20 protein-coding genes are annotated in these 24,179 nt (G+C 71.6%); 14 read left to right on the top strand and 6 right to left on the bottom strand.

Going from position 1 to position 24,179, the window contains the following annotated elements:
• The first annotated feature begins 237 nt into the window (after positions 1 to 237).
• From CP984_RS19250 to CP984_RS19230, 5 genes are all read left to right on the top strand, one after another.
• Positions 238 to 1,746: a cytochrome ubiquinol oxidase subunit I gene (locus CP984_RS19250; RefSeq protein ID WP_003978938.1), complete on the top strand. Its 1,509-nt coding sequence runs from the start codon at positions 238 to 240 to the stop codon at positions 1,744 to 1,746.
• Between the two features lie 9 nt (positions 1,747 to 1,755).
• Positions 1,756 to 2,757: a cytochrome d ubiquinol oxidase subunit II gene (gene cydB, locus CP984_RS19245; protein ID WP_003978939.1), complete on the top strand. Its 1,002-nt coding sequence runs from the start codon at positions 1,756 to 1,758 to the stop codon at positions 2,755 to 2,757.
• Between the two features lie 73 nt (positions 2,758 to 2,830).
• Entirely contained in the window at positions 2,831 to 6,469 is a 3,639-nt protein-coding gene (gene cydD / locus CP984_RS19240) for a thiol reductant ABC exporter subunit CydD (protein ID WP_003978940.1), read from the top strand.
• Positions 6,470 to 6,719: 250 nt separating this feature from the next.
• Positions 6,720 to 8,399: a GAF domain-containing sensor histidine kinase gene (locus tag CP984_RS19235; protein ID WP_030178618.1), complete on the top strand. Its 1,680-nt coding sequence runs from the start codon at positions 6,720 to 6,722 to the stop codon at positions 8,397 to 8,399.
• A gap of 391 nt (positions 8,400 to 8,790) precedes the next feature.
• A complete protein-coding gene (locus CP984_RS19230) occupies positions 8,791 to 9,954 on the top strand; it encodes a M23 family metallopeptidase (protein ID WP_050498913.1) in 1,164 nt (387 codons plus the stop codon).
• A gap of 81 nt (positions 9,955 to 10,035) precedes the next feature.
• Here CP984_RS19230 and CP984_RS19225 read toward each other — a convergent pair whose 3' ends face one another.
• On the bottom strand, positions 10,036 to 10,971 hold the full coding sequence (locus CP984_RS19225; protein WP_003978943.1) for an HAD hydrolase family protein: 936 nt from the start codon (positions 10,969 to 10,971) through the stop codon (positions 10,036 to 10,038).
• Between the two features lie 422 nt (positions 10,972 to 11,393).
• Here CP984_RS19225 and CP984_RS19220 point away from each other — a divergent pair, with 422 nt between their 5' ends.
• The 4 genes from CP984_RS19220 to CP984_RS19205 all read left to right on the top strand — a co-directional run bounded on the left by CP984_RS19220 (position 11,394) and on the right by CP984_RS19205 (position 14,877).
• A complete protein-coding gene (locus CP984_RS19220) occupies positions 11,394 to 12,287 on the top strand; it encodes an LLM class flavin-dependent oxidoreductase (RefSeq protein WP_003978944.1) in 894 nt (297 codons plus the stop codon).
• A gap of 306 nt (positions 12,288 to 12,593) precedes the next feature.
• Positions 12,594 to 13,493: a zinc metalloprotease HtpX gene (gene htpX, locus CP984_RS19215; RefSeq protein ID WP_003978945.1), complete on the top strand. Its 900-nt coding sequence runs from the start codon at positions 12,594 to 12,596 to the stop codon at positions 13,491 to 13,493.
• Positions 13,494 to 13,543: 50 nt separating this feature from the next.
• On the top strand, positions 13,544 to 14,119 hold the full coding sequence (gene pspAB, locus CP984_RS19210) for a PspA-associated protein PspAB (RefSeq protein ID WP_003978946.1): 576 nt from the start codon (positions 13,544 to 13,546) through the stop codon (positions 14,117 to 14,119).
• Between the two features lie 56 nt (positions 14,120 to 14,175).
• Positions 14,176 to 14,877: a TetR/AcrR family transcriptional regulator gene (locus tag CP984_RS19205; RefSeq protein WP_030178610.1), complete on the top strand. Its 702-nt coding sequence runs from the start codon at positions 14,176 to 14,178 to the stop codon at positions 14,875 to 14,877.
• Positions 14,878 to 15,091: 214 nt separating this feature from the next.
• Here the strand turns inward: CP984_RS19205 and CP984_RS19200 are convergent, their stop codons facing one another.
• Positions 15,092 to 15,691 (bottom strand): PadR family transcriptional regulator, encoded by a 600-nt coding sequence (locus CP984_RS19200; protein WP_032919982.1) that lies wholly within the window; start codon positions 15,689 to 15,691, stop codon positions 15,092 to 15,094.
• Positions 15,692 to 15,794: 103 nt separating this feature from the next.
• Here CP984_RS19200 and CP984_RS42095 point away from each other — a divergent pair, with 103 nt between their 5' ends.
• The 5 genes from CP984_RS42095 (at position 15,795) to CP984_RS19180 (ending at position 19,069) form a co-directional block, all read left to right on the top strand.
• Positions 15,795 to 16,058, top strand: a complete 264-nt coding sequence (locus CP984_RS42095) for a hypothetical protein (protein WP_003978949.1) — start codon at positions 15,795 to 15,797, stop codon at positions 16,056 to 16,058.
• A gap of 107 nt (positions 16,059 to 16,165) precedes the next feature.
• Complete coding sequence (locus tag CP984_RS42090; RefSeq protein WP_003978950.1) at positions 16,166 to 16,384, top strand: hypothetical protein; 219 nt, start codon at positions 16,166 to 16,168, stop codon at positions 16,382 to 16,384.
• Complete coding sequence (locus tag CP984_RS19190) at positions 16,381 to 17,745, top strand: carotenoid oxygenase family protein (RefSeq protein WP_003978951.1); 1,365 nt, start codon at positions 16,381 to 16,383, stop codon at positions 17,743 to 17,745. The genes CP984_RS42090 and CP984_RS19190 overlap by 4 nt, the downstream gene beginning before the upstream one ends.
• A 132-nt stretch (positions 17,746 to 17,877) precedes the next feature.
• Positions 17,878 to 18,255, top strand: a complete 378-nt coding sequence (locus CP984_RS19185) for a hypothetical protein (RefSeq protein WP_003978952.1) — start codon at positions 17,878 to 17,880, stop codon at positions 18,253 to 18,255.
• Between the two features lie 190 nt (positions 18,256 to 18,445).
• On the top strand, positions 18,446 to 19,069 hold the full coding sequence (locus CP984_RS19180) for a hypothetical protein (protein WP_151416123.1): 624 nt from the start codon (positions 18,446 to 18,448) through the stop codon (positions 19,067 to 19,069).
• On the opposite strand, the gene CP984_RS19175 is transcribed toward CP984_RS19180, so the two are convergent.
• From CP984_RS19175 to CP984_RS19160, 4 genes are read right to left on the bottom strand one after another with little or no spacing between them, the layout of a single operon-like run.
• Positions 19,040 to 20,188: a MerR family transcriptional regulator gene (locus CP984_RS19175; RefSeq protein ID WP_003978954.1), complete on the bottom strand. Its 1,149-nt coding sequence runs from the start codon at positions 20,186 to 20,188 to the stop codon at positions 19,040 to 19,042. The genes CP984_RS19180 and CP984_RS19175 overlap by 30 nt on opposite strands.
• A gap of 11 nt (positions 20,189 to 20,199) precedes the next feature.
• Positions 20,200 to 21,147, bottom strand: a complete 948-nt coding sequence (locus CP984_RS19170) for a metal-dependent hydrolase (RefSeq protein WP_043977665.1) — start codon at positions 21,145 to 21,147, stop codon at positions 20,200 to 20,202.
• Between the two features lie 60 nt (positions 21,148 to 21,207).
• Entirely contained in the window at positions 21,208 to 22,986 is a 1,779-nt protein-coding gene (locus CP984_RS19165; protein WP_003978956.1) for an SDR family oxidoreductase, read from the bottom strand.
• Positions 22,983 to 23,861, bottom strand: coding sequence for a M24 family metallopeptidase (locus CP984_RS19160; protein ID WP_043977635.1), 879 nt, complete (start codon positions 23,859 to 23,861; stop codon positions 22,983 to 22,985). The genes CP984_RS19165 and CP984_RS19160 overlap by 4 nt, the downstream gene beginning before the upstream one ends.
• Between the last annotated feature and the right edge of the window lie 318 nt (positions 23,862 to 24,179).

Raw genomic sequence — 24,179 nt, 5'->3', positions numbered from 1 at the left:
CAACAACTTGTTGAGGCGTGCGGGAAGGGGGCCCGCACGCCTTCTTGATGCGTGACCGTAGTCACGCACCCCCAGTCAAGAACCGAAACAAGCCATGGGTGATAATTGCTTGTGAATGTGAACGCGTTCACAAGCGCCCTTTATGTCCCGCTTCTATTGGGGCATACGGGGCGAAACGGCCGTAGTCAGCACACGGCAGCCGTAGTCAGCACACGGCGACGTAAGGAGAGACTCGACGTGGACCTGGCGTTGGCGCCAGAGACCCTGGCGCGATGGCAATTCGGCATCACGACCGTCTACCACTTCCTGTTCGTCCCCCTGACGATCTCCCTTGCCGCCCTGGTGGCCGGACTGGAGACCGCCTGGGTACGGACGGGCAAGGAGAAGTACCTCAAGGCCACCAAGTTCTGGGGCAAGCTCTTCCTGATCAACATCGCGATGGGTGTCGTCACCGGCATCGTCCAGGAGTTCCAGTTCGGCATGAACTGGTCCGACTACTCGCGGTTCGTCGGTGACGTCTTCGGCGCCCCGCTCGCGTTCGAAGCGCTCATCGCCTTCTTCTTCGAATCCACCTTCATCGGGCTGTGGATCTTCGGCTGGGACAAGCTGCCGAAAAAGATCCACTGCTTCTGCATGTGGATGGTCTCGATCGGCACGATCCTGTCGGCGTACTTCATCCTCGCCGCCAACTCCTGGATGCAGCACCCGGTCGGCTACAAGTACAACGCCGCCACCGGCCGTGCCGAGCTGACCGACTTCTGGAAGGTGCTGACCCAGGACACCACCCTCGTCGTCGTCTTCCACACGCTGACCGCCGCCTTCCTGACCGGCGCCGCGTTCATGGTCGGCATCGCCGCGTACCACCTGATGCGCAAGAAGCACGTCAAGGTGATGCGCACCTCGCTGCGGCTCGGCCTGATCACGCTGGTGATCGCCGGCGCGCTCACCGCGCTCAGCGGCGACCAGCTCGGCAAGGTCATGTTCCGGCAGCAGCCGATGAAGATGGCCGCCGCCGAGGCCCTGTGGGACAAGGAGGCCCCCGCCCCGTTCTCCGTCTTCGCCTACGGGGACGTGGACAAGGGCCACAACAAGGTCGCCGTCGAGATCCCCGGCCTGCTGTCCTTCCTCGCCCACGACGACTTCTCCTCGCCGGTCCCCGGCATCAACGACGTCAACAAGTCCGAGCAGCAGAAGTACGGGCCCGGCGACTACCGGCCCAACATCCCCGTCGCCTACTGGGGCTTCCGCTGGATGATCGGCTTCGGCATGGCCTCGTTCGCCATCGGCCTGGCCGGGCTCTGGCTCACCCGCAAGAAGTTCTGGCTCGCGCCGGGACTGCGGACGGGCGACGAGGAACCACCCAACCTGGCACTGACCAAGAACAAGGTGCTCGGCGCACGGCTGAGCAAGGCGTACTGGTCGCTGGCCTTCGTCACCCTCGGCTTCCCGCTCATCGCCAACTCCTGGGGCTGGATCTTCACCGAGATGGGCCGCCAGCCCTGGGTCGTCTACGGCGTCCTGAAGACCTCCTCGGCGGTCTCCCCCGGCGTCTCGCAGGGCGAGGTGCTCACGTCGATGACCGTCTTCACGCTGCTGTACGCGATCCTCGCGGTCATCGAGGTCCGCCTGCTGGTCAAGTACGTCAAGGCCGGGCCGCCGGAGCTGACGGACGACGACCTCAACCCGCCCACCAAGATCGGCGGCGACCACACGGACGCCGACCGGCCGATGGCCTTCTCGTACTAGGAGGCGACCATGGAACTCCATGACATCTGGTTCATCCTCATCGCCGTGCTGTGGACCGGGTACTTCTTCCTCGAAGGCTTCGACTTCGGCATCGGCGTCCTGACCAAGCTGCTCGCCCGTGACCGGCGCGAGCGGCGGGTCCTGATCAACACGATCGGCCCGGTCTGGGACGGCAACGAGGTGTGGCTGCTCAGCGCGGGCGGCGCCACCTTCGCCGCCTTCCCCGAGTGGTACGCCACCCTCTTCTCCGGCTTCTACCTGCCGCTGCTGCTCATCCTGGTCTGCCTGATCGTGCGCGGCGTCGCCTTCGAGTACCGCGTCAAGCGGGACGAGGAGCGCTGGCAGCGCAACTGGGAGCACGCGATCTTCTGGTGCTCGCTGCTGCCCGCGTTCCTGTGGGGCGTGGCCTTCGGCAACATCGTGCACGGTGTGCAGATCGACGCGCACAAGGAGTACGTCGGCAGCGTCCTGGACCTGCTGAACCCGTACGCGCTGCTCGGCGGCCTGGTCACGCTCAGCCTGTTCACCTTCCACGGCGCGGTGTTCGCCTCGCTCAAGACGCTGGGCGACATCCGGGAGCGGGCCCGCCGCACGGCCACCGTGCTCGGCCTGATCACCGCGGTGCTCGCGGTCGGCTTCCTGGGCTGGACGCAGCTCGACAAGGGCGACACCAGCAGCCTGGTTGCGATGATCGTCGCGGTGCTGGCGCTGGTCGCGGGGCTGGTGATGAACCGGCTCGGGCGTGAGGGCTGGTCGTTCGCGTTCTCCGGCGTCACCATCGTGGCCGCGGTCGCGATGCTGTTCCTGACGCTCTTCCCGAACGTGATGCCCTCCTCGCTGAACGACAGCTGGAGCCTCACGGTCTCCAACGCCTCGTCCAGCGCGTACACGTTGAAGATCATGACGTGGTGCGCCGGTATCGCCACCCCGGTCGTCATGCTGTACCAGGGCTGGACGTACTGGGTCTTCCGCAAGCGCATCGGTACGCAGCACATCGCCGACGCCCACTAGGACGGCTCCCCCCCCGGTGGGGCCCCGGTCGGGGCCCCACTGATCAACTTCCGTCGAGGAAGGGTTGTTTCACGTGAAACCGGTCGACCCGCGCCTGCTCCGCTACGCCCGTGCCACCCGTTTCTTCCTCGCCGCGGTCGTGCTGCTCGGCCTGGCCGGCGCTGGTCTGGTCATCGGCCAGGCCATGCTCATCGCCGAAGTCGTTGTCGGTGCCTTCCAGCGGGATCTCGGTCTCGGCGATCTGAGCACACCGGTACTGCTGCTCGCGCTGGTCTCCGTCGGCCGGGGCCTGGTGTCCTGGCTGACGGAGCTGGCCGCGCACCGGGCGAGCGCGGCGGTCAAATCCGAACTGCGGACGCGGCTGCTGACGCGGGCAGCAGCCGATCTCGGCCCCGGGTGGCTGAGCACCCAGCGTTCCGGCGAGCTGACCACCCTCGCCACCCGCGGCATCGACGCCCTCGACGACTACTTCGCGCGCTATCTTCCACAGTTGGGCCTGGCGGTCGTCGTGCCCGTCGCGGTGCTGGCGCGCATCGTCACCGGCGACTGGATCTCGGCCGCGACGATCGTCGTGACGCTGCCGCTGATCCCGCTGTTCATGGTCCTCATCGGCTGGGCCACGCAGAACCGCATGGAACGCCAGTGGCAGCTGCTGGCGCGGCTGTCGGGCCACTTCCTGGACGTCGTCGCCGGGCTGCCCACGCTCAAGGTCTTCGGCCGGGCCAAGGCCCAGGCGGCGTCCATCCGCGCCATCACCGGCGCCTACCGCCGGGCCACGCTGCGCACCCTGCGGATCGCCTTCCTGTCGTCCTTCGCCCTGGAACTGCTCGCCACGATCTCGGTCGCGCTCGTGGCCGTCGGCATCGGCATGCGGCTCGTCCACGGCAGCTTGGATCTCTACACGGGCCTGCTGGTGCTGATCCTGGCGCCCGAGGCGTATCTGCCGCTGCGGCAGGTCGGCGCTCAGTACCACGCCGCGGCGGAGGGCCTGGCAGCGGCCGAGGAGATCTTCGCGGTGCTGGAGACACCGCAGCGCACGACGGGGAACGCACCGGCGCCCGACAGTACGGCGCTGTCCGTCGAGGACCTCGTCGTACGCCACCCGGGCCGGACCGAACCCTCGCTGCCCCGGACCTCGTTCGATGTCGCCCCGGGGGAGACGGTGGCCCTCGTCGGTCCCTCCGGCGCGGGCAAGACGACCTTGCTCAACGTTCTGCTCGGCTTCGCGGAGCCCGCCGCGGGCCGGATACGGGTCGGCGGCCGGGACCTGGCCGGCATCGACCCGGAGGACTGGCGGCGCCGGATCGCCTGGGTGGCCCAGCGCCCGTACCTCTTCGCGGGCACCATCACCGAGAACGTACGGCTGGCCCGCCCCGACGCCGACGACGCGGCCGTGCACGCCGCGCTCCGCGACGCCGGTGCCCTGGACTTCGTCTCCGCGCTGCCCGACGGAGCGGCGACCGTGCTCGGCGAGGGCGGCTCCGGCCTGTCGGCGGGCCAGCGCCAACGCCTGGCCCTGGCCCGCGCGTTCCTCGCCGACCGCCCGATTCTGCTGCTAGACGAGCCGACCGCGAACCTGGACGGCGAGACGGAGGCAGGCATCGTCGACGCGGTACGCCGCCTGGCGGCCGGGCGCACGGTGCTCCTGGTCGTCCACCGGCCGGCGCTGCTGGCGGTGGCGGACCGCGTGGTGCGGCTGGCTCCTCCGGCGACCGAGGAGGGCACCGCCGTACCGGAAGCCGCCGCGCAGGCCGTGAGCGGCGGCGCAGAGATGGCACGGGCGGACGCCGTACGGGACGGTGCCTCCACGGGCCAACCGGTCGACGGACCGGGCGCTGTACGGGACTCCGCTGCCGCCGAACCGGCCGAGGACCGAGACGCCGCACCCGACGAGGAGCCGGACGCCGTACTCGGCACCCGGGGCTCCGCGTTGACGCGGCTCCGGGGCCTGGCGCGGGCCCGTTGGGGCCGGCTCGGACTGGCGCTGCTGCTGGGCAGCCTGGCGCTGGGCAGCGCCGTGGGCCTGATGGCCACGTCCGGCTGGCTGATCTCCCGCGCCGCGCAGCACCCGCCGGTGCTGTACCTGATGGTGGCGGTCACCGCGACCCGGGCCTTCGGCATCGGCCGGGCGGTGTTCCGGTACGCGGAGCGGCTGGTGGCGCACGACGCCGTGTTCCGGATGCTCGCGGACGTACGGGTGGCCGTCTTCCGGCGGCTGGAGCGCCTGGCGCCCGCCGGGTTGCGGGAGCGCAGCCGTGGCGACCTGCTGTCGCGGCTGGTGGCGGACGTGGACGCGGTGCAGGACTACTTCCTGCGGTGGCTGCTGCCGGTGGGGGCGGCCGTGGTGGTCGGGCTGGGCTCCGTCGGGTTCACCACCTGGCTGCTGCCCGAGGCGGGCGCCGTTCTCGCGGCCGGTCTGCTGCTGGCGGGTGCCGGGGTGCCGGCGCTGTCCGCCGTACTGGCCCGCCGCGCCGAGCGGCAGCTCTCCCCCGCGCGAGGCGTGCTCTCCGCCCACGTCGTCGATCTGCTCACCGGGACGGCCGAACTGACGGTGGCGGGCGCGCTCGGCTCCCGTATCGACCGGACCCGGCGGGCCGACCGCGACCTGACGCGGATCGCGTCCCGTTCGGCGGCCGCGGCCGGTGCCGGGGCCGGGCTGTCCGCGCTGCTGTGCGGGCTGACGGTGGCCGCGGCGGCCGTCGTCGGCGTCCAGGCCGTACACGCCGGGCGGCTGACGGGCGTGTGCCTGGCGGTCGTCGTCCTCGTCCCGCTCGCCGCGTTCGAGGCGGTCGCGGGACTGCCGCTCGCCGTGCAGTACCGGCAGCGCACGCGCCGGGCGGCGGAGCGGGTCTTCGAGGTGCTGGACGCCCCGGAGCCGGTCGGCGAACCGGCCGGTGCGACCGCGGCGGACGTACCGGAGGCGCCGTTCCCGCTGGTCGTGACGGACCTGACGGCCCGCTACCCCGGACAGCGCAAGCCCGCGCTGGACGGCGTCGGGTTCACCCTGGCCGCCGGGCGGCGCCTGGCCGTCGTCGGTCCGTCCGGTTCCGGGAAGACGACGCTCGCGCAGGTGCTGCTGCGCTTCCTGGACCGGGAGTCGGGTGCGTACACGCTCAGCGGTGTGGACGCGGCGGCGGCCGACGGCGACGACGTACGGCGCCGGGTCGGGCTGTGTGCGCAGGACGCCCACATCTTCGACAGCTCCATACGGGAGAACCTGCGCCTCGCCCGTACCGGTGCGGACGAGGACGAGCTGTGGGCCGCGCTCGCGCAGGCCCGGCTGGACGGCTGGGCGCGGTCGCTGCCCGACGGGCTGGACACGATGGTCGGCGAGCACGGCGCACGGCTCTCCGGCGGCCAGCGGCAGCGCCTCGCGCTGGCCCGCGCGCTGCTGGCCGACTTCCCCGTATTGGTGCTGGACGAGCCCGCCGAACACCTGGACCTGGCCACGGCCGACGCGCTGACCGCGGACCTGCTGGCCGCCACCGAGGGCCGTACGACCGTGCTGATCACGCACCGGCTGGAGGGGCTGGCGGCGGTCGACGAGGTACTGGTCCTGGACGAGGGGAGGCCCGTCCAGCGCGGTACGTACGCGGAGCTGGCGGCGGCCGACGGTCCGTTCCGGCGGATGCTGGAGCGTGAGCGGGCGGTGGACGCGCGGTCGGCGGACGCGGCGGAGGGCCGTTTGGCGGGTGCGGGGGCGCTCCGATGAACGGCTGAAGAACGACGGGTGCGGGCAGCCGCTGCGTACCGTTGCGGCGGACGCCCGGACCGGGGTGACGTGGCAGCCCGGGGCGGTCCGGGGTGGACCGGTCCGGCGTCCGAATTGCCGCATTGAAGGCATTCTTCAGAAAAGCGCCCCTTAGGCTCGTGCCATGGCAGTCACGACAGGACCCTCAGACCCCATGGGCACCGGGGCCCGTACTGATTCCGACGGCGCGGCCGCCTCCGGCACCGACCCCATGGAAGCGGCCACCGAGGCGACCCGCAGCCTCCAGGGACTGTCGACCGAGCTGACCGCGCGCGTGCCGCAGCTGCTGGAGGCCATGCGTACCGTCGGCGCGGGCCTCGACCTGCACATCACGCTGGACCGGATCGTGGAGACCGCGGCCGAGCTGGCCGACGCCCGCTACGCCGCGATCGGGATCATCGACGAGTCGCGCGAGGGCCTGTCGGACTTCGTGACGTACGGGGTCGGCGCCGAGGACCGGGCGCGGATCGGCGCGCTGCCGGACGGGCACAAGGGCCTGCTCGGCGCGCTCATCCACGACCCGAAGGCGCTGCGGCTGGCCGATCTGACCCAGGACGTGCGGTCGGCGGGCTTTCCGCCGGGGCACCCGCCGATGCGGACGTTCCTCGGGGTGCCGATCCGCGTCCAAGGGGAGATCTTCGGCAACCTCTACCTGACCGAGAAGCGCGGCGGCGGCGAGTTCAGCGAGGGCGATCTGCACATGGTGCGGGTGCTCGCCACCGAGGCCGGCATCGCGATCGGCAACGCGCGGATGTACGCGGCGACCCGGCAGCGGGAACGGTGGATCGACGGCTCGGTGGCCGTGACCACCGCGCTGCTGGCCGGCAGCGATGTGGACGACGCGCTGGCGGTCGTCGCGGAACAGGCCCGCAAGCTCGCGGAGTCCGCGGCCGGAATCGTGCTGCTGCCCACGGACGACGGCGGGCTGGAGATCGTCGCGGCGTCGGCCGACGATCCCGCCGGCCTCGTCGGCACCCAGATGCCGCCCGAGAGCCCGGTGGCCGCGCAACTGCTCGCCGGGGAGCCGGTCTTCGTGGAGGACTCGGCGACCGATGACCGTATGGTCACGGACGTCGCGCCGCGCTTCGGCCCCAGCATGATGCTCCCGCTCAAGAGCGGCGGCCGGGTGCTGGGCACGCTCGCGACGCCGCGTGCCCGCGGCGCGCGGCCCTTCAGCGCCGCCGAACGCACGCTGGCCACCCAGTTCGCCGCCCAGGCCGCCCTGGCGCTCGTCCTGGCCGACGCGCAGCGCGACCGCGAGCGGCTGGCCGTCTACGAGGACCGCGACCGGATCGCCCGCGACCTGCACGACCTGGTCATCCAGCGGCTCTTCGCGACCGGGATGATGCTGGAGAGCGCCCAGCGCAGAGCGGTCGTGCCCGAGGTGCAGGAGGGCATCGGCAAGGCCGTCGACGAGCTCGACGTCACCATCCAGGAGATCCGTACCGCGATCTTCGCGCTGCAACAGGGCCCGGCCGAGGCCCCGTCCGGCCTGCGGACCCGCGTCCTGCGGGAGATCGGCACGGCCGCCGTACCGCTCGGCTTCCAGCCGTCCGCGAGCTTCGTCGGCCCGGTGGACGCCCGCGTCGGCGAGCTGACCGGCAAGAACCTGATCGCCGCGCTCCGTGAGGCGCTGTCCAACGCCTTCCGGCACGCCGACGCCTCGCGCATCGAGGTCGTCGTCGATTCGACGATCAAACTGCCGGACGGCCGGGACGGCGTACGGCTGACGGTCGCCGACGACGGGGTGGGCATCCCCGAGGGCGGCCGGCGCAGCGGTCTGCGCAACCTAGCGAAGCGGGCCGAGTCGCTGGGCGGCTCCAGTACGTACGGGCCGGGGCTGGGCGAGGCCGGGACCGGGACGATGGTGACGTGGGAGGCGCCGCTCTGAGGCGGGGGTGTTCCGGTGCGGTCGCGTCGGTACGGCCCGGGGCGGCGGTGGTGGCGGGGCGATTCCGTACCTCGATCAGCGGAGGTGCTCCGGCCGGACGCGTCCAGATGGTTCAGCCGGTATTCGAGTGATGTGCCAGGAATGCGGGAGCGGTTGATTCCGGCCATTTCGCGGGTGCCGGGATACTCCGTTCGGAGCGGCGCGGACGGGACAGGCGAAACGTTTTTGTGAGGGATCGAGCGATACGGGCAACCATCTGGCCATGTGTCCAGGTATGCCGGATTGGTTGCGCACAGCGGTCCGGGGGCCACAGGGCCCCGACCGGCGTGCCGGCGAGCGGGCCGCACGACCGGCTCACCGGCGCCACGGAGCTGTGCTGCGCACTACACGGATGACATTGTCGCTGGTGGTGGCGCTGTCGGCGACGGCAGGGGCGGCCCCGGTCGCCACCGGGGCGGCCTTCGCCGGGGCGCCGGCCGCCATGACGGCCGCTGCCGAACCGGGCGCCGTCGAGCACCTACCGCCGTCCTCCGCGCCCCTGCGCCCCCCTGAGGCGCGCGACCAGGTCGCGGACCGCCTGGCCGCGGCGAGTCTGGAGGTGATCCGGCTGGGCCGGGACGCGGGCCGGACGGGACGGTCGTACGCGGCGGTCCTGCGCGCGGCGCGGGCCGGCCACGCCCGGATCTCCCGGCTGCATGCGGAGCTGCGGCGCGAACAGCGCACAGCCGACGAACTGCGCCGGCGGGCGGGCCGGATCGCCGTCGCGCAGTACCGCACCGGCCGCCGGCTCCCGGTCCTGCGGTCCGCCCGGGCTTCCGGCGCTCCGCAGGCGGTGCTGAGCGCCTACCGGAAGGCCGAGCGCCGCCAGCGCCTGCTGGCCGCGCACGCGCGGGACGCGTTGCGTGCGAGCCGGTCCCTGGCGGTGGACAGCGTGGCCACGTACGTCCGTACCGTCGAGCTCGACACCCGCCGGACCAGGCTCGACGCGGAGCGCCGGCGCATCGGCCGCCGCCTGGGCGCGGCCCGCGGGCTGCTGCACAAGGTGTCCCGGCAGTCCGCTCGGAGCGGCCGGTGCGGCAGGCTGCCCGGCACGGTGTCCGCGGTGGCGAAACGTTCCGCCACGGAGGTGTCACCGGTGCCGGCGCCGGGCGGGAGGTGGACCCGGCCGGTGGAGCGCTACCAGTTGTCGGCGGGTTTCGGCGGTGCGGGCAGCCGCTGGGCGCACCGCCACACGGGCCAGGATTTCGCGGTGCCGGTCGGCACGCCCGTACGGTCCGTGGGCCGGGGCCGCGTCCTCAGCCTGACCTGCGGCGACAACTTCGGCATCAGCATGGTCGTACAGCACGGTGCAGGAACGTTTACGCAGTACGCGCATCTGTCGGCCGTGGTGGTAGGCGCCGGGCAGCAGGTACGGGCGGGCCAGCAGATCGCGCTGTCGGGCTCGACCGGCAACTCCACGGGGCCGCACGTGCACTTCGAGGTGCGCCGCACGCCGCAGGTGGGGTCGGGGGTCGATCCGGTGCCGTGGTTGAGGGGGCGGGGGGTGCGGGTGTGATGGGAGGGGGCCGGTCTGCGTTCCGTACGGCCGTGGCTTCCGGCACAGCGGTGGCTGCTGTGCGGCGAGGGGAGGGACGGGTCAGCGGCCGTCCAGGATGCGTTCGATGACGGCCGCGACGCCGTCCTCGTTGTTGCCGTGGGTGTGCAGGGCGGTCGCGGCGAGCACGTCGGGGTGGGCATTGGCCATGGCGTACGAAGTGCCTGCCCAGGCCAGCATTTCGAGGTCGTTGGGCATGTCCCCGAAGGCGACGACCTGGTCCGGGCCGATGCCGCGCTGGGCACAGCAGCGCGCCAGGGTGCCGGCCTTGCTCACGCCCGGCCCGCTGATCTCCAGGAGCGCGGTCGGGCTGGACCGGGTGAAGGAGGCGTGCGCGCCCGCCCGCGCGCGGGCCAGCTCCAGGAAGGCGTCCGGGTCCAGGTCGGGGTGGTGGGCGAGCAGCTTCAGTACGGGCTGGTCGGCACCGATGTCCTCGGAGGCCGGCGGCACCTCGGCGCCCTCCTGCTCCAGCGGGGAGCGCGAGTGCTCCGGGCTCAGCTCGGCGAGGAGCTTTTCCGCAGGCGCGATGACGGCGGCCGGGTCGAGCTGGAAGGGCGGGTACTCCGGCTCGTAGTTGATCCCGCCGGTCCGCTCGACCGCGAACGACGTACCGGGAGCGGCGGCACGCAGCGCGTGCACCACCGCCAGCGCCGCGGGCCGCTCCAGCGGGCTGATCTCCACGATGCGGCGGCCGTGGTGGAGATCGACGACGGCCGCGCCGTTCGCGCAGATGGCCAGCCCGTGCCCGTGTACGTGATCGCTGACCACGTCCATCCAGCGGGCCGGGCGCCCGGTCACGAAGAAGACCTCGATGCCTGCCCGCTCGGCGGCGGCCAGCGCGGCGATCGTCCGGCTGGAGACCGTCTTGTCGTCACGCAGCAGGGTGCCGTCGAGATCCGTGGCGATCAGGCGGATCGTTTTTTCGGCGGACCGGGGAGCCTGCGGCGGCTCGGCGGAGGCATCAGTCACGGAGTCCATCTTCGCGCATATGCGCGCACAGGCGTGCGGCGGGTTGCGCGCATGAGCTTTACGGGGAAGAACGGCCTGTCCAGGGGCGGGGGCCGTCTGTGTGCGGGTGTCGGGCCGTCCGTACGCGGGCAGCGGGCATCTGGGGGCGGATGGCGTGGTGTCCGGGTTGGACGGCGAGGTGTCCGGGTTCGGGTGGCGTGGTGGCTGGGCGCAGGCAGTGGGGCACCTGGACGTGGGTGGAGGGCCCTTCGAGCGGCTGTCCGGACGCCGGGGCGTGGCACCGTACGGCGACGGCGGGTGGGGTGAACGGGTGCCGCGCAGGATCGAATGTACGTTCAGCGCCGTGCCCGTGCCTACGGCGTGCGCCCCCGGCGCGTTGGAGCTCACAGGGCTCACGGGGGGCTTTCCCGTGCGGCCGTAGGCTCGTACCCATGCGACTGAGCACCGTGATCCTCCCCGTTCGCCGCTGGTCCGAGGGCGGCCGGGAGGTGTGGCAGCGCGCCGAGGAGCTGGGCTTCCACACCGCGTACACCTATGACCACCTGTCCTGGCGGAGCTTTCGCGACGAGCCGTGGTTCGGCGCGGTGCCGACGCTGACCGCGGCCGCCGCCGCGACGTCCCGGATGCGCCTGGGCACGCTCGTGACCTCCCCGAACTTCCGGCACCCCGTGACCCTCGCCAAGGAACTGATCTCGCTGGACGACATCAGCGACGGGCGGATCACCCTGGGCATCGGCGCCGGCGGCTCCGGCTTCGACGCCACGGCGCTCGGCCAGGAGCCGTGGACGCCGCGGGAACGCGCCGACCACTTCGCCGAGTTCGTGCCGCTGCTGGACCGGCTGCTCACGAACGATGTGGTCACCTATGAGGGCAAGCACTACCGCGCCCACGAGGTGCGCAACATCCCCGGCTGTGTGCAGCGGCCCAGGTTGCCGTTCGCGATCGCGGCGACCGGGCCGCGCGGGATGAAGCTGGCGGCCGGTCACGGGCAGGCGTGGGTGACGACCGGCGATCCGAAGGTGTCTGCGACCGGCAGCGCGGCCGAGTCGCTGGAAGCGGTACGCGGGCAGGTCGGCCGCCTGGAGAAGGCATGCGCCGAGGCCGGCCGGGACACCGCGGAGCTGACGAAGATCATGCTCACCGGCTTCTCGCCGGACCGCCCGCTCGCCTCCCTGGACGCCTTCGTGGACTTCGCGGGTGCACACGCCGAGGCGGGCATCGACGAGATCGTGCTGCACTGGCCGATCGCCGACTCGGTCTTCGAAGCCGATCTCACGGTGTTCGAGCGGATCGCTGCGGAGGGGCTGGCGCAGCTCGGGGAGTAGGGGGCCGCGGGGTGTGATGGGCGCGCCATGGGGAGCCGGGGCGCCGCGGTAGCCGCAGGTGCCACGTGGGCCGGTCGGGGCGGGTGCCCCAGCCCCTATCGGTCTCCTGGCCCGCCGGTCGGCCGCCCCGGCCCACCGGCCTGCCCCCCAGGCCCACCACCTCGCCGTAATCCATGGCCTCCGCTTTACGCCGTAAAAACCCGGCAAGAGGGAGAATCGGGTCTAAGGCACCCGCGCGGTTCCCCGGATTAAGCGCGGTTCCTCGGGTGAGCTCCACGGACTCTGCGGTTTGGAGGACTGAGAGGCATGGCACGAACCCGATTCGCCCCCGACCGCGGCCTGACCTCGCGCATGGTCACGACGATGTTCTTCATCGGCCTGCTGTACGTGGTCGTGGTGGGCGCGCTGGTGGTGCTCCTCAAGGGCGCGTGGGTGGTGGTGCTGCTCATCTCGGGCGCCCTGTTCATCGCGCAGTTCTGGTTCAGCGACCGGATCGCGGCCTTCAGCATGGGCGCCCGCGAGGTCTCCCCCGAACAGGCGCCCGAGCTGCACGGCGCCGTCGACCGGCTGTGCGCGCTGGCCGACATGCCCAAGCCGCGTGTCGCGGTCGCCGAATCGGACGTACCGAACGCCTTCGCGACCGGCCGCAACCAGAAGAACGCGATGGTGTGCGCGACGACTGGCCTGCTGCGGCGGCTGGAACCGGAGGAGCTGGAAGGCGTCCTCGCGCACGAGCTGTCGCACGTCGCCCACCGCGATGTCGCGGTCATGACGATCGCCTCGTTCCTGGGCGTGCTGGCCGGGATCATCACGCGGGCGGCCCTGTGGAGCGGCGTCGGCCGCAACAACCGCGACAACAACGCGGCGATCGCCGTACTGATCGTCACGCTGGTCAGCGCCGTCGTCTACGCCGTCAGCTTCCTGCTGACCCGGCTGCTGTCGCGCTACCGCGAGCTGTCCGCCGACCGGGCCGCCGCGCTCCTGACGGGGCGGCCGTCCGCGCTGGCCGCCGCGCTGACCAAGGTCACCGGGCAGATGGCGCGGATCCCGACACGGGACCTGCGCAAGGCCGAACCGTTCAACGCGTTCTTCTTCGTACCGGCGTTCTCGAAGGAGAGCTTCGGGCGGCTGCTGTCCTCGCACCCGACGCTGGAGCAGCGGCTGGAACAGCTGGGCCGGATCTCGGCGCAGCTGGGACGGCCGTGACCCGACCGATCAAGACGGCGTGACCCGACCGATCAAGGAGAGAGCACCGCATGGGTTTCCTGGACGCCATCCTCGGACGCAGCAAGCCGGTACGCCCCGACCTCGACCGGCTCTTCGCGCTTCCCTCCGCGGCCGTCACCCTCCAGGCCGCGGCCGGGTTCCGGCCCACCGGCCTCGGCTCGGTGTGTTTCGCGAGCGTCGAGGGCGGCGCGTTCCGCGGCATCCAGGAGGAGGTACGCGGCCTCCTGGGCAGCCCGGCCGAGTTCAGCCAGGACGAGTACGGCTACACCTGGATGCTGGCACGGCACGCCCCCGACGACACCGCGTCCCTGGTGAACGACCTGCACGCGGTCAACAGCTCCTTGGAGAGCGCGGGTTTCGGCCCGCAACTGCTGTGTTCCCTGATGGGCTTCCGGGACGACCGGGACCGCTCGCTGGCGTTGGTCTACCTCTACAAGCGCGGCACGTTCTATCCCTTCGCCCCGCAGACCGGACCGGAAAGCGCGCCCACCGAGAAGCGTGACAGTGCCCTGGAACTGGAGGTGCGCGCGCTGCTCGCCGACGACCTGGAGATCGAGGCGGATCTCAGCCGGTGGTTCCCGGTCTGGGGCGCTCCAGGGCTGTGAACGGGCCGGTGGCGGCCGGTTCCGGCGCGGGCGCCCGGCTCGCGTAACTTGGCGGCATGACTGAGGCAGTGGAGGTGACGGGCGCGCCGGGCCGGCGCCGCCGCGCGCCGGGGATGAGCGCCGACGAGCGCCGGTCGATGATCGTTACGGCCGCGCTGCCTCTGGTGGCCGAGTACGGGGCGGCCGTGACCACCGCGAAGGTGGCGCGCGCCGCGGGCATCGGCGAGGCGACGATCTTCCGCGTGTTCGAGGACAAGGACGCGCTGCTGGCGGCCTGTGTGGCCGAGGCCCTTCGCCCCGACGCCCTGCTCACATCGCTGGCCGCCATCTCCCTGGACCAGCCGCTCGCCGACCGGCTGACCGGGGCGCTGGACGCGATGCGGGAGCACCTGTCGCGTATCGGTGCGGTGATCGGCGCGCTGCACGCGACGGGGCATCTGCGGGGGCGGGAGGCGCCGAAGGGCGGGGGTACGGATACGGGCCCGGGCGCCCGTACGGGCCCGGATACTCGCACGGATACGAGCGCGGCGCCGGTGCCCGGCAGCCGGGAGGAGGCGATGGCGGCCCCACTGGCCGCGGTCACCGCCCTGTTCGAGCCCGAACGGGACCGGCTACGGATGACGCCGGAGGCGCTGGCCAGGGTGTTCGTTGCGCTGGGACAGGCGACAACGTCGTCCGCGGGGCAGGAGGGCGTCGGCGCGCGGGAGTTGGTGGAGCTCTTCTTGTACGGGGCGTTCGACGGGGTGCGTGGGGGCTGAGGTCCGGAGGTCTGCACTCGGGGTCCGAGCCGGGCTGGGCCCAGGAGCCATCACCGCCGGAGTAATCCGAAACCGAGGCACCTCGGGCCGGGTTGGGATCGGTTCGAGAATCCCCCCGGGCCGGGCCGGGATCGGTTCGAGAAACACGTGAGCCGGGTTGGCCCCAAGCCGAGACCCACCCGCCCTGGCTCCTCCCAGCCCCTTTCCCCTCCTCCTACTCCTGTTCCTGCATCTCCCGCCGCTGTTCCTCGGCTTTCTCCTCCTGCTCCTTGACCGCGTCCCGGGCCCGGCGTGCCCGGTCGGAGTTGATCTCTTCGGCGGCCCACTTGGCCCAGCCCTCCATCATGGCGGTTTGCCGCAGGCCGAATTCCAGGGCGATGCGCCCGTACACCGCGACCATTTCCTCGTCCCAGTCGCTGCTGTCCGCGACTTCCTGGTAGAGGGCGTGCGCCCGGGCGGCCCGCTCGGCCTGTTGCAGGAGGAACGTACGGGCCTCCAGCGGCGTGAGTACGCCGAGGAAGAAGACGCGCAACAGGCCGTCGTGGCGCTGCGGGCCGGTGGGTTCCACCTCGATGAGCCAGCGATGCAGTTCGGCCCGCCCTGCCTTGGTGATCGCGTACTCCTTGCGGCCGCGGGGGCCGTGGGCCACCACCTCGATGAGCTGCGCGTCGGTGAGCTTGTTCAGCTCTCCGTAGACCTGGCTCTGGGTGGCCGGCCAGACGTGCGCGAGCGACACGTCGAACGTCTTCATCAAGTCGTAGCCGCTGGCAGGGGATTCGGCCAGCAGGCCCAGAACGGCATGGCGGAGGCTCATGACCGCCACTTTACCTTCCACTATTGACACGTCAACGCATGACCTTCTAGCTTTGACATGTTGAAGTTGGAATGTCGCTGGATGGTCGGGGGAGTCGAGTTTCATGACCTACTTGCGGGGGTTCATCCCGTGGATCGCTTACGGAGCCGTGGCCTGGGCGTCGTGGCAGTGGGCAGCGCTGGCGGCCCTGCTGCTCGGTGGCGTACTGCTCTACCTGGACCGCGCCGGGGGTCTGTCCCCCTCGATGCGGGTCCTTGAGTACGGCACTCTCGTGTTCTTCGCGGCGTCACCGCGCTCGCGTTCCTCCGCCCGGACAGCGGGCTGCGGGCTTACGACGGAGCCCTGTCGTCGGGTTGGCTGGCGCTGATCACCTGGGGCTCCCTGGCCGTCCACCGCCCCTTCACCCTCGCCATAGCCCGGCACCACGCGCCGCCCGAGGTCTGGCAGACCCCGCTCTTCCTGCGGATCAACCAAGTGCTCAGCGCGGCCTGGGCCGCGTCCTTCACGCTCGCCGCGGCGGGGCAGGTCCTGGTCACGGCCTATGGGCTGGGCACGGCCGTCCTGATCGCCGTCCACGTCAGTGCCTTCGTCATCCCGCTGCGTTTCACCGCGTCCTACCCACAGCGCGCCCGAGCGCGTTACCTGGAGAAGGCCGGCGCACGCTCCTACGCTCAGGAGGCTCGTTCCGCATGACAACGACGAACACTCCCGGCTCCGCCACCCCGGCGCCCGGTTCCGCTTCCGCTCCGCCCCCACACCTCGCGGGCAACTTCGCCCCGGTGATGGAGGAACTCACCGCGTACGAACTGCCCGTCACCGGCGCGGTGCCGCCCGAGCTGACGGGCTGGTACCTCCGCAACGGCCCCAACCCGCGGGACGCCGCGTCGGCGCACTGGTTCTTCGGCGACGGCATGGTCCACGGCGTCCGCCTGGAAGGCGGCAGGGCCGTCTCGTACCGCAACCGCTGGGTCCGCACGGTGACCTTCACCGACGGCATACGGGTCGGTGACGAGCGAGGCGGCCTGGCCGCCGGGGTCGCCAACACCCACGTGGTCCGGCACGCCGGCCGCACCTTCGCCCTGGTCGAGTCGTCCTTCCCGTACGAGATCGACTGCCGTCCGGGACACGAGCTGGAGACCGTCGGTCCGTACGACTTCGGCGGCCGGCTGACCACTGCCATGACCGCGCACCCGAAGACCTGCCCGACCACGGGAGAGCTGCACTTCTTCGGCTACGCCACCGGGGCCGCGCCCTACCTGACCTATCACCGGGCCGACGCCGACGGCCAGTTGGCGGTGAGCCGCCCCATCGAGGTGCCGGCGCCGACGATGATGCACGACTTCCACCTGACGGCGGAGCACGTCGTCTTCATGGATCTCCCGATGGTCTTCGACCGCCGGTCGGCCGGCATGCCGTTCGCATGGGACCCGGAGTACGGGGCCCGGCTCGGCGTCCTGCGGCGCGACGACCCGCACGGCCAGGTCCGCTGGTTCTCCATCGACCCCTGCTACGTGTTCCACTCGCTCAACGCGCACGATGACGGGCAGGGGCACATCGTGCTCCATGTGTCCCGCTACCCGACAATGGAGTTCAAGTCGCCGCCCACCCTATGGAAGTGGACCATCGACCTGAACTCGGGCAAGGTCGCCGAGGAGCAGTTGGACGACCAGGCGGGCGAGTTCCCGCGTATCGACGACCGGATGGCGGGGCTGGACGCCCGGTTCGGACATATCACGCGGGCCGGTGGGCCCGGGTCCGACCCGCTCCCCGGCGCGCTGATCCGCTACGACCTGCATGCCGGCACCAGCACCCGTCACGAGTTCGGCCCCGGCCGCGTACCGGACGAGGCGTCCTTCGCCCCGGCGGACGACCGGCCCGACGGACCGGGGTGGCTGCTTGCCTATGTCTACGACGCTGCCAAGGACACCAGTGATCTGGTCATCCTCGACGCGGAGGACATATCCAAGGACCCGGTGGCCACGGTTCACCTGCCCCGGCGGGTGCCCCACGGCTTCCACGGGAACTGGCTCCCGGACCCGGAGCCCGGCGCGTAGCTGCCCCGTAGCGGATGAGCCGGACCCGCCCCCCGGTCCCCCGAGTGCACGCGACCGAATGGCGGCCGGGGGCGCGCCGGTATCGGATGAGGGTGTCCACTCCGGACGGCTCCTGACGAGGGGAGAAGTCATATGCGCAGAGGCATTGGTGCCACGGTCGGGGCGCTCACCGTGGCCGCCACGGCAGTCCTGTTCACCGCCGGTACGGCCACCGCCGACAACCAGCACGGCAGGGCGGGCAAGGACGGCCGCCACGGCCACCTTGGTCAGCCTGCCAAGACCGGTCACGTAGTGGATCTTGGGCGCCCGGTCGCGGTGGGCCACCTCGACCACCCTGGGCGGCACGGCCGAGGAGTCGGCACACCCGATGACTGGAAGCACGGTGACCGGACGCAGGTTGGCCGGACGCAGGTTGGCCGGGAGTACTCCGCACCGTCCACCGCCGCGCACAACTGGGGAGGGGGGAACTGGAACAGCAAGGTGGTCTTCGGCGATATGAAGCTTGACTGAGCCACCAGCCGAGTGATGGCCAGGGGCCGACGAACCATCGGCAAGGGGCCGACGGAGGCACCAGACAGGGGCCGACAGCGGATCGGCCAGGGCCGGGGAAGCATCGGGGGTGGCTCAGGGGCGTGTCCGGGGGTTCCCGGAGGTGGGGCACGTGTCGGTCCCCGAAGCTCGGTGCATGACAACTACGACCATGACAGCTACGACGTGGGGGCGGTCGGCGTTTGTCGCCGGACCGGGGTGCATGGCGGTATACGGGCTGGTCCGGCTGATGGACACGGAACGGGGGCCGGGGCCGGCCTGGTCGATCGGGCATCTCTTCCTGCTGGCGGGTGTCCTGCTCTTCGTTCCCGTGCTGCTGGGATTGCGGCGCCTGGTGGCGCGGCAGGGCGAGACGCAGCGGGCGGTGGGTACCGGGGCGGCGGCGCTGGGGCTGGTCGGGGTGGCGGCCTTGGCGGTGCAGGCGGGCATCGACCTGCTCGTCGCGTACGTATCGGCGGATCACGAGGCCATGAGGGAGCTGTTCGCCAGGATTCAGGGCGTGCCAGGGGTGATGCCCGTCATTTACACGGTGGTGCCGTTGCTGTTCTACGTCGGCCTGCTCGTGCTCCTCGGTCAGTTGGCCGTCCTGCGGGTGATCAGTGCCTGGCGGCCCTTGGCCGTCGTGGCGGGCGCGGTGGCCATGACCGCCACGCTCGACCTGCTGCCGGTGGCCGCACTGTTGTTTCTCCTGGCCCTGGCCCCGCTGGGGCGGCGCGTTCCCGTGGGGAAGGCCGGGCCCCTACGGTCAGCCGGGTGGGGTACGGCGGGCGGCTAGTTCGTCCATGGTGCGGGCGTGGACCTCGCGTTGGGCGGCCGCGGAGATGAAGGCCGCCGCGTTCTCATGGCCGACGAGTTCACGTACGGCTCGGACGGTGTCGGCGGAGAGCGCGATCATGATCGGCTCGGAGTCCGTACGCGTACCGGCGTCGACATCGGTGATGACCCCGACATCGGCGCCGAGGGCGGCATCGCCGCCGGGGTCCGTAGTGCGCGATCCGGTCGCACCTGTACCGGTGCCCGGGCTCGAATCCGCTCTCGCCCCCTCCTCGTGACCAGGCACAGAACCGGAGCAGGAGCCAAGGCCGGAGCCGAAGCCGGAACCAAGCGCAGACCCCATCTCACCTTCGTCACCCGCCACTCCCCGCCCGCTCAAGCCCCCGAGATGGTGATGGATGTACCGCGTCGCCAACGTGCGCATCGCGCGGGCCAGTTCGGCGTCGACGGTTTGCTGGGCCAGGGGGCGGAGGCGGCGTACCAGGTCGGCGGCCTCGGTGGCCTCGGCTTCGGTGGGCTGGTGGTCCAGGTAGGGGTGGAAGACGTACTCGGTGGTGAAGTCGAGGAAGCGGGCCGCGATGTGTTCGACCTGGCCGCGCAGTTCGCGCAGGTGGCCCGAGATGGCGGTGAGGGGGACGCCGGCGGAGTGCAGCTCGGCCGCGACGGCCAGCTCCTGGGGGCTGGGGACGCGGAAGGCGTCGTCGCTGCCGGGGAGGCGTTCCAGGACGCCCAGTTCGACGGCGTCCGCCAGGGCCGCTTCGTCCGGGGTGCCGCCGAACGCCGCGTCCAGCTCGGCGCGCGTGATGCGGGCCGCCTCCTCGTCGCTCCAGGGGCCGTCGATCTCGGCGACCAGGCCCAGGACGCCGCCGAGGCCGCGGCCCGTGTCCCAGGCTTCGAGGAGTTCCTTGATGCTGGCGAGGGTGTAGCCGCGGTCGAGCAGGTCGGAGGTACGGCGCAGCCGTTCCAGGTGCTCGTCGCCGTAGACATTGGCCCGGCCGCGGCGCTCCGGCTTGGGGAGGAGGCCGCGGTCCTGGTAGGCGCGGATGGTGCGGACCGAGGTGCCGCTGATGTGGGCCAGGTCCTCGATACGGTACTCGGCCGGCGGCGGCTGGTCGGTCAATGCGGTGCTCCTTACGAGATGGCCGCGCGGCCCACCGCACCCGCCGCGGCGCGGGCTGCCGGTGAGGACGCCAAGTATGCGACGGCCTTGCGCAGCGACCCTTCCTGCGAGGGATGGTATGACCGCTTCAGGTAGCGCGGTACGGCGGCGCCCAGCTCGCGCCAGGTCGGCAGGAGCTGTTTCCGTACGGCCCGGTTGTGCTCGCGCAGGGAGTAGCGCAGGCGGCCGGCCAGCTGCGGGTCGTGGCGTATGAGGTAGGCGGTGCCCCAGACCCACAGATAGAGGAGGACGGGCGCGGTGACGGCCATGCCCAGGACGCGGCGGGCGTAGCGAGGCAGGCCCTCGCCGCCCGTGTGCTCGTACATGTCGAAGGCCACCGCGCGGTGCTCGACCTCCTCCGCGCCGTGCCAGCGCAGCAGGTCGAGCATGACCGGGTCGGGGCGGGCCCGGTCCAGGCCGTCGGCGTGCAGAACCCAGTTGCCGAGGACGGCCGTGAACTGCTCGATGGCGGCTATGAGGGAGAGCCGGAAGCGCAGCCACTCCTGGGTGGATATGGGGGCCGCGAACGGGGGCCGCTCGCCGAGGAGGTACTCGAAGAGGAAGTCGACGTGCCGGGTGTACGGAGCGGTGTCCAGGCCCTGGTGGGCGAGGTGCTCCAGGACGTAGGCGTGCTGGACGCTGTGGGTGGCCTCCTGGCCCATGAAGCCCTTGACGTCCTTGAGCAGCGCGGGGTCGCGGACCAGCGGCAGGGCTTCCTTGAAGACCTTGACGAACCACCGCTCGCCCGCGGGCAGCAGCAGATGCAGCACGTTGATGACGTGGGTGGCGGTGGGTTCGTCCGGTATCCAGTGCAGCGGGGTGTCGCGCCAGTCGAACGAGACGCGGCGGGGCGCGATCGTGTGGTGTTCCTCCGGTCCTTCGGGATGCGTAGTCACGCTGGGGCTCCTGACGTGGGACATGAGGGAGGGCGCCGGGGCGGCGCGGCTGCCCCGGCCTGCCGACACCGTGCCGAGCGGGCTCTACGACGGGGGCTCGACGCGGGCGAGGGCGCGCAGGGCGCGCGGGGCGATGCGGGACATCAGCTGGGCGCCGCGGGCTTCGGGGGTGACGGGCACCACCGCCTCGTTGCGCGCCACGGCCCGCAGGATCGCCGCGGCGACCTTCTCCGGCGGATAGTTGCGTATCCCGTACAGCCGGGACACCTTGGCCTGGCTGCGCTTCTCCTCCTCCGTCGAGACGCCGGTGAAGTGGGTCGTCGAGGTGATGTTCGTGTTGACGATGCCGGGGCAGACGGCGGTGACACCGATGCCCTGACCGGCCAGTTCGGCGCGCAGGCACTCGCTGAGCATGAGCACCGCCGCCTTCGAGGCACCGTAGGCTGACAGGACGCGGGACGGCTGGAAGGCCGCGGCCGACGCCGTGTTGACGATGTGGCCGCCCTGGCCGCGCTCCGCCATCTGCTTGCCGAAGAGGCGGCAGCCGTGGATGACACCCCACAGGTTGACGTCCAGGACCTTCTTCCAGTCCTCGGTGGTGGTGCTGAGGAAGGGGCCGGACACGGCGATGCCGGCGTTGTTGATCAGCACATCGACCATGCCGTACTCGGCGGCGACCTTGTCGGCCAGCTTCTCCATGGCGGCCTCGTCCGACACGTCCACCGTCTCGGCCCATGCCTGCGGGGCGCCGACCAGCCGCGCCAGGTCGGCCGTACGGGCGGCCCCCTCGGCGTCCCGGTCCACGGCTATGACGCGCGCGCCGGCCTCGGCGAAGGCGAAGGCGGTGGCCCGCCCGATACCGCTGGCCGCACCGGTGACCAGCACCAGCTGCCCGCCGAACCGGTCGGCGTACGGGCCGGAGACGACGATCTCCTTGGCCGGGTCGCCCTCCTCCTTCGAGGTGACGAACTCGCTGATCCAGGCGGCCAACTGGTCCGGCCGGGTGCGCGGTACCCAGTGCTTGGCCGGGAGGGTGCGGCGCACCAGCTGGGGCGCCCAGTGGTCGAGGTCGTCGTAGAGCCGCTGGGACAGGAAGGCGTCGCCGGTGGGCGTGATCAGCTGGACCGGGCAGTGGGCGTAGGCGTCGGCGCGCGGACGGCGCAGCCGGGCCCGGACGTTGTCACGGTAGAGCCAGGCGCCGTGCGCGGCGTCCGTGGGCAGCGACGGGGTCGGGTAGGCGCCCTGCGGCACCTTCTCCACCCGCTGGAGGATCTTGGGCCAGCGCTTGCCGAGCGGTCCCTTCCAGGCCAGTTCCGGCAGGACCGGGGTGTGCAGCATGTAGACGTACCAGGACTTGACGCCCTGATTGAGGAGTTGGGCGGCACGGCGCGGGGTGGGCCGGGAAGCGCGCTTCTTGATCCAGTGGCCGAAGTGGTCCAGCGACGGGCCGGACATCGAGGTGAAGGAGGCGATCCGGCCTTCCGTGCGCCGGACCGTCGCGAACTCCCACGCCTGCACCGAGCCCCAGTCGTGGCCGACCACATGCACCGGCCGGTCCGGGCTGACCGCGTCCGCGACCGCCAGGAAGTCGTCGGTCAGCTTCTCCAGGGTGAACCCGCCGCGCAGCGGCTTGGGCGCGCTGGACCGGCCGCAGCCGCGTACGTCGTACAGCACCACGTGGAAGCGGTCGGCCAGGCCGCGGGCCACCTCCGACCACACCTCCTTGCTGTCCGGATAGCCGTGCACCAGCACCACCGTGGGGTGCGCGGCATCGCCCAGCTCGGCGACGCACAGCTCCACCCCGCCCGTACGGACCCAGCGCTCCCGCGCGCCTTCGAGACCCGTCTGCCCCTGCCCGCTCATGCGGCCCCCTCCTCCTGCCATCGCCGCACGTGCGGCAGATCGTCGTCCAGCCAGAAAGCGCTCTCCTCCGGGTCCGCGGAGTCCGTCACGACGAGGATCTCCTCGAACTTCGCGCCCGTGCCCCGGAATCCGAGGTGCGGTTCGACCGCCCACAGGCCCGGCTGCGGCGGGTGGTCGGAGAACTTGTACGGGCTCCACAGCGGTGACCAGCCGTCGCGGTGGCCGTGCAGCGCGTCGGAGGCCAGGCCCTTGAGCGACTGTGTGCCGAACCCGAAGAGCGTCGGCGACCAGCGGCGGGGCCGAACGCGGTCGATCTTGTGGGCGATGACGCCGAAGGGATAGGCGCGGTGACGGTTGGCGTACCCCTGGCGGATCATGAGCCGCTCGACGTCCTCGTAGATCTCCCGCAGCGGGCGGCGCTCGCGCACCTCGCGCAGGATCAGCTCGCGGTGCGCCGCGAGGTCGGCCAGCAGCCGGTCGTGGACCGGATTGAGCCCCAGGCAGCCGGAATAGCCGATGTCGGCCGTGAACCCCCGGTGCACCGGTGCCATGTCGAGGATGAAGGCCATCCCGGGCTCCAGGCGCCGGTCGGTGGGGAAGAACTGCAGTGGTATGCGGAAGTTCGTGAACGCCGTGCGGTCGCCGAACCAGGCGAAGGGGAGGTGGAACCAGTCCCGCACCCCGCGCTCGCGCAGCCACCGGCGCTGCATCTGCGCCGCCTCCCGCTCCGTCACCCCCGGCCTGAGCTGCGCGGCGACGGCCTCGGCGCAGGCGTACGCCAGCCGCTGCACCTCTTTGAACCCCCGCAGCTCGGCGGTGAGTCCGCGTGGCCCGCCGCCCCTGCGGGCCGTCGTGGCCCCTGTCGCTGAGGTCATCGCCAACCGTCCGTCCCGTCCGTGAGCCGATCATCGCGGTACGTGCCCGTAACTTGACACTGATGAATGTGACAATGCTCGGCGGCGACGTCAAGGGGTCGGCCGAGCCTGTGGAAAACCCGCGGCGGATCACCCGGCGCCGGGACCCCGCGCCGCCCCGCCACCGCACCGGGAGAGGCCGCATACGCCGCTTCGCCACCACAGCGGGGTGAACCAAAGCACGACCTCCCCTACGGGTCCCTACACCTGTGGTCGGACGCTGATCCAGCCGCCTGGTCTGACGACCGGTGTGGTCCCCGCCACTACCGTCGATGACGT

It is taken from the genome of Streptomyces rimosus (assembly GCF_008704655.1).
GTDB lineage: Bacteria > Actinomycetota > Actinomycetes > Streptomycetales > Streptomycetaceae > Streptomyces > Streptomyces rimosus.
The sequence above is the reverse complement of the archived record's forward strand: the minus strand, read 5'-3'. Positions and strand labels throughout refer to the sequence as shown.

Excerpts from the sequence above, each read along its gene's own strand:
- cydB (WP_003978939.1), top strand. The coding sequence starts at position 1,756 with ATGGAACTCCATGACATCTGGTTCATCCTCATCGCCGTGCTGTGGACC.
- CP984_RS19235 (WP_030178618.1), top strand. The coding sequence starts at position 6,720 with ATGGAAGCGGCCACCGAGGCGACCCGCAGCCTCCAGGGACTGTCGACC.
- CP984_RS19230 (WP_050498913.1), top strand. The coding sequence starts at position 8,791 with ATGACATTGTCGCTGGTGGTGGCGCTGTCGGCGACGGCAGGGGCGGCC.
- CP984_RS19225 (WP_003978943.1), bottom strand. The coding sequence starts at position 10,971 with ATGGACTCCGTGACTGATGCCTCCGCCGAGCCGCCGCAGGCTCCCCGG.
- CP984_RS19220 (WP_003978944.1), top strand. The coding sequence starts at position 11,394 with ATGCGACTGAGCACCGTGATCCTCCCCGTTCGCCGCTGGTCCGAGGGC.
- htpX (WP_003978945.1), top strand. The coding sequence starts at position 12,594 with ATGGCACGAACCCGATTCGCCCCCGACCGCGGCCTGACCTCGCGCATG.
- pspAB (WP_003978946.1), top strand. The coding sequence starts at position 13,544 with ATGGGTTTCCTGGACGCCATCCTCGGACGCAGCAAGCCGGTACGCCCC.
- CP984_RS19205 (WP_030178610.1), top strand. The coding sequence starts at position 14,176 with ATGACTGAGGCAGTGGAGGTGACGGGCGCGCCGGGCCGGCGCCGCCGC.
- CP984_RS19200 (WP_032919982.1), bottom strand. The coding sequence starts at position 15,691 with ATGAGCCTCCGCCATGCCGTTCTGGGCCTGCTGGCCGAATCCCCTGCC.
- CP984_RS42095 (WP_003978949.1), top strand. The coding sequence starts at position 15,795 with ATGACCTACTTGCGGGGGTTCATCCCGTGGATCGCTTACGGAGCCGTG.
- CP984_RS19190 (WP_003978951.1), top strand. The coding sequence starts at position 16,381 with ATGACAACGACGAACACTCCCGGCTCCGCCACCCCGGCGCCCGGTTCC.
- CP984_RS19185 (WP_003978952.1), top strand. The coding sequence starts at position 17,878 with ATGCGCAGAGGCATTGGTGCCACGGTCGGGGCGCTCACCGTGGCCGCC.
- CP984_RS19180 (WP_151416123.1), top strand. The coding sequence starts at position 18,446 with ATGACAGCTACGACGTGGGGGCGGTCGGCGTTTGTCGCCGGACCGGGG.
- CP984_RS19170 (WP_043977665.1), bottom strand. The coding sequence starts at position 21,147 with ATGTCCCACGTCAGGAGCCCCAGCGTGACTACGCATCCCGAAGGACCG.
- CP984_RS19165 (WP_003978956.1), bottom strand. The coding sequence starts at position 22,986 with ATGAGCGGGCAGGGGCAGACGGGTCTCGAAGGCGCGCGGGAGCGCTGG.
- CP984_RS19160 (WP_043977635.1), bottom strand. The coding sequence starts at position 23,861 with ATGACCTCAGCGACAGGGGCCACGACGGCCCGCAGGGGCGGCGGGCCA.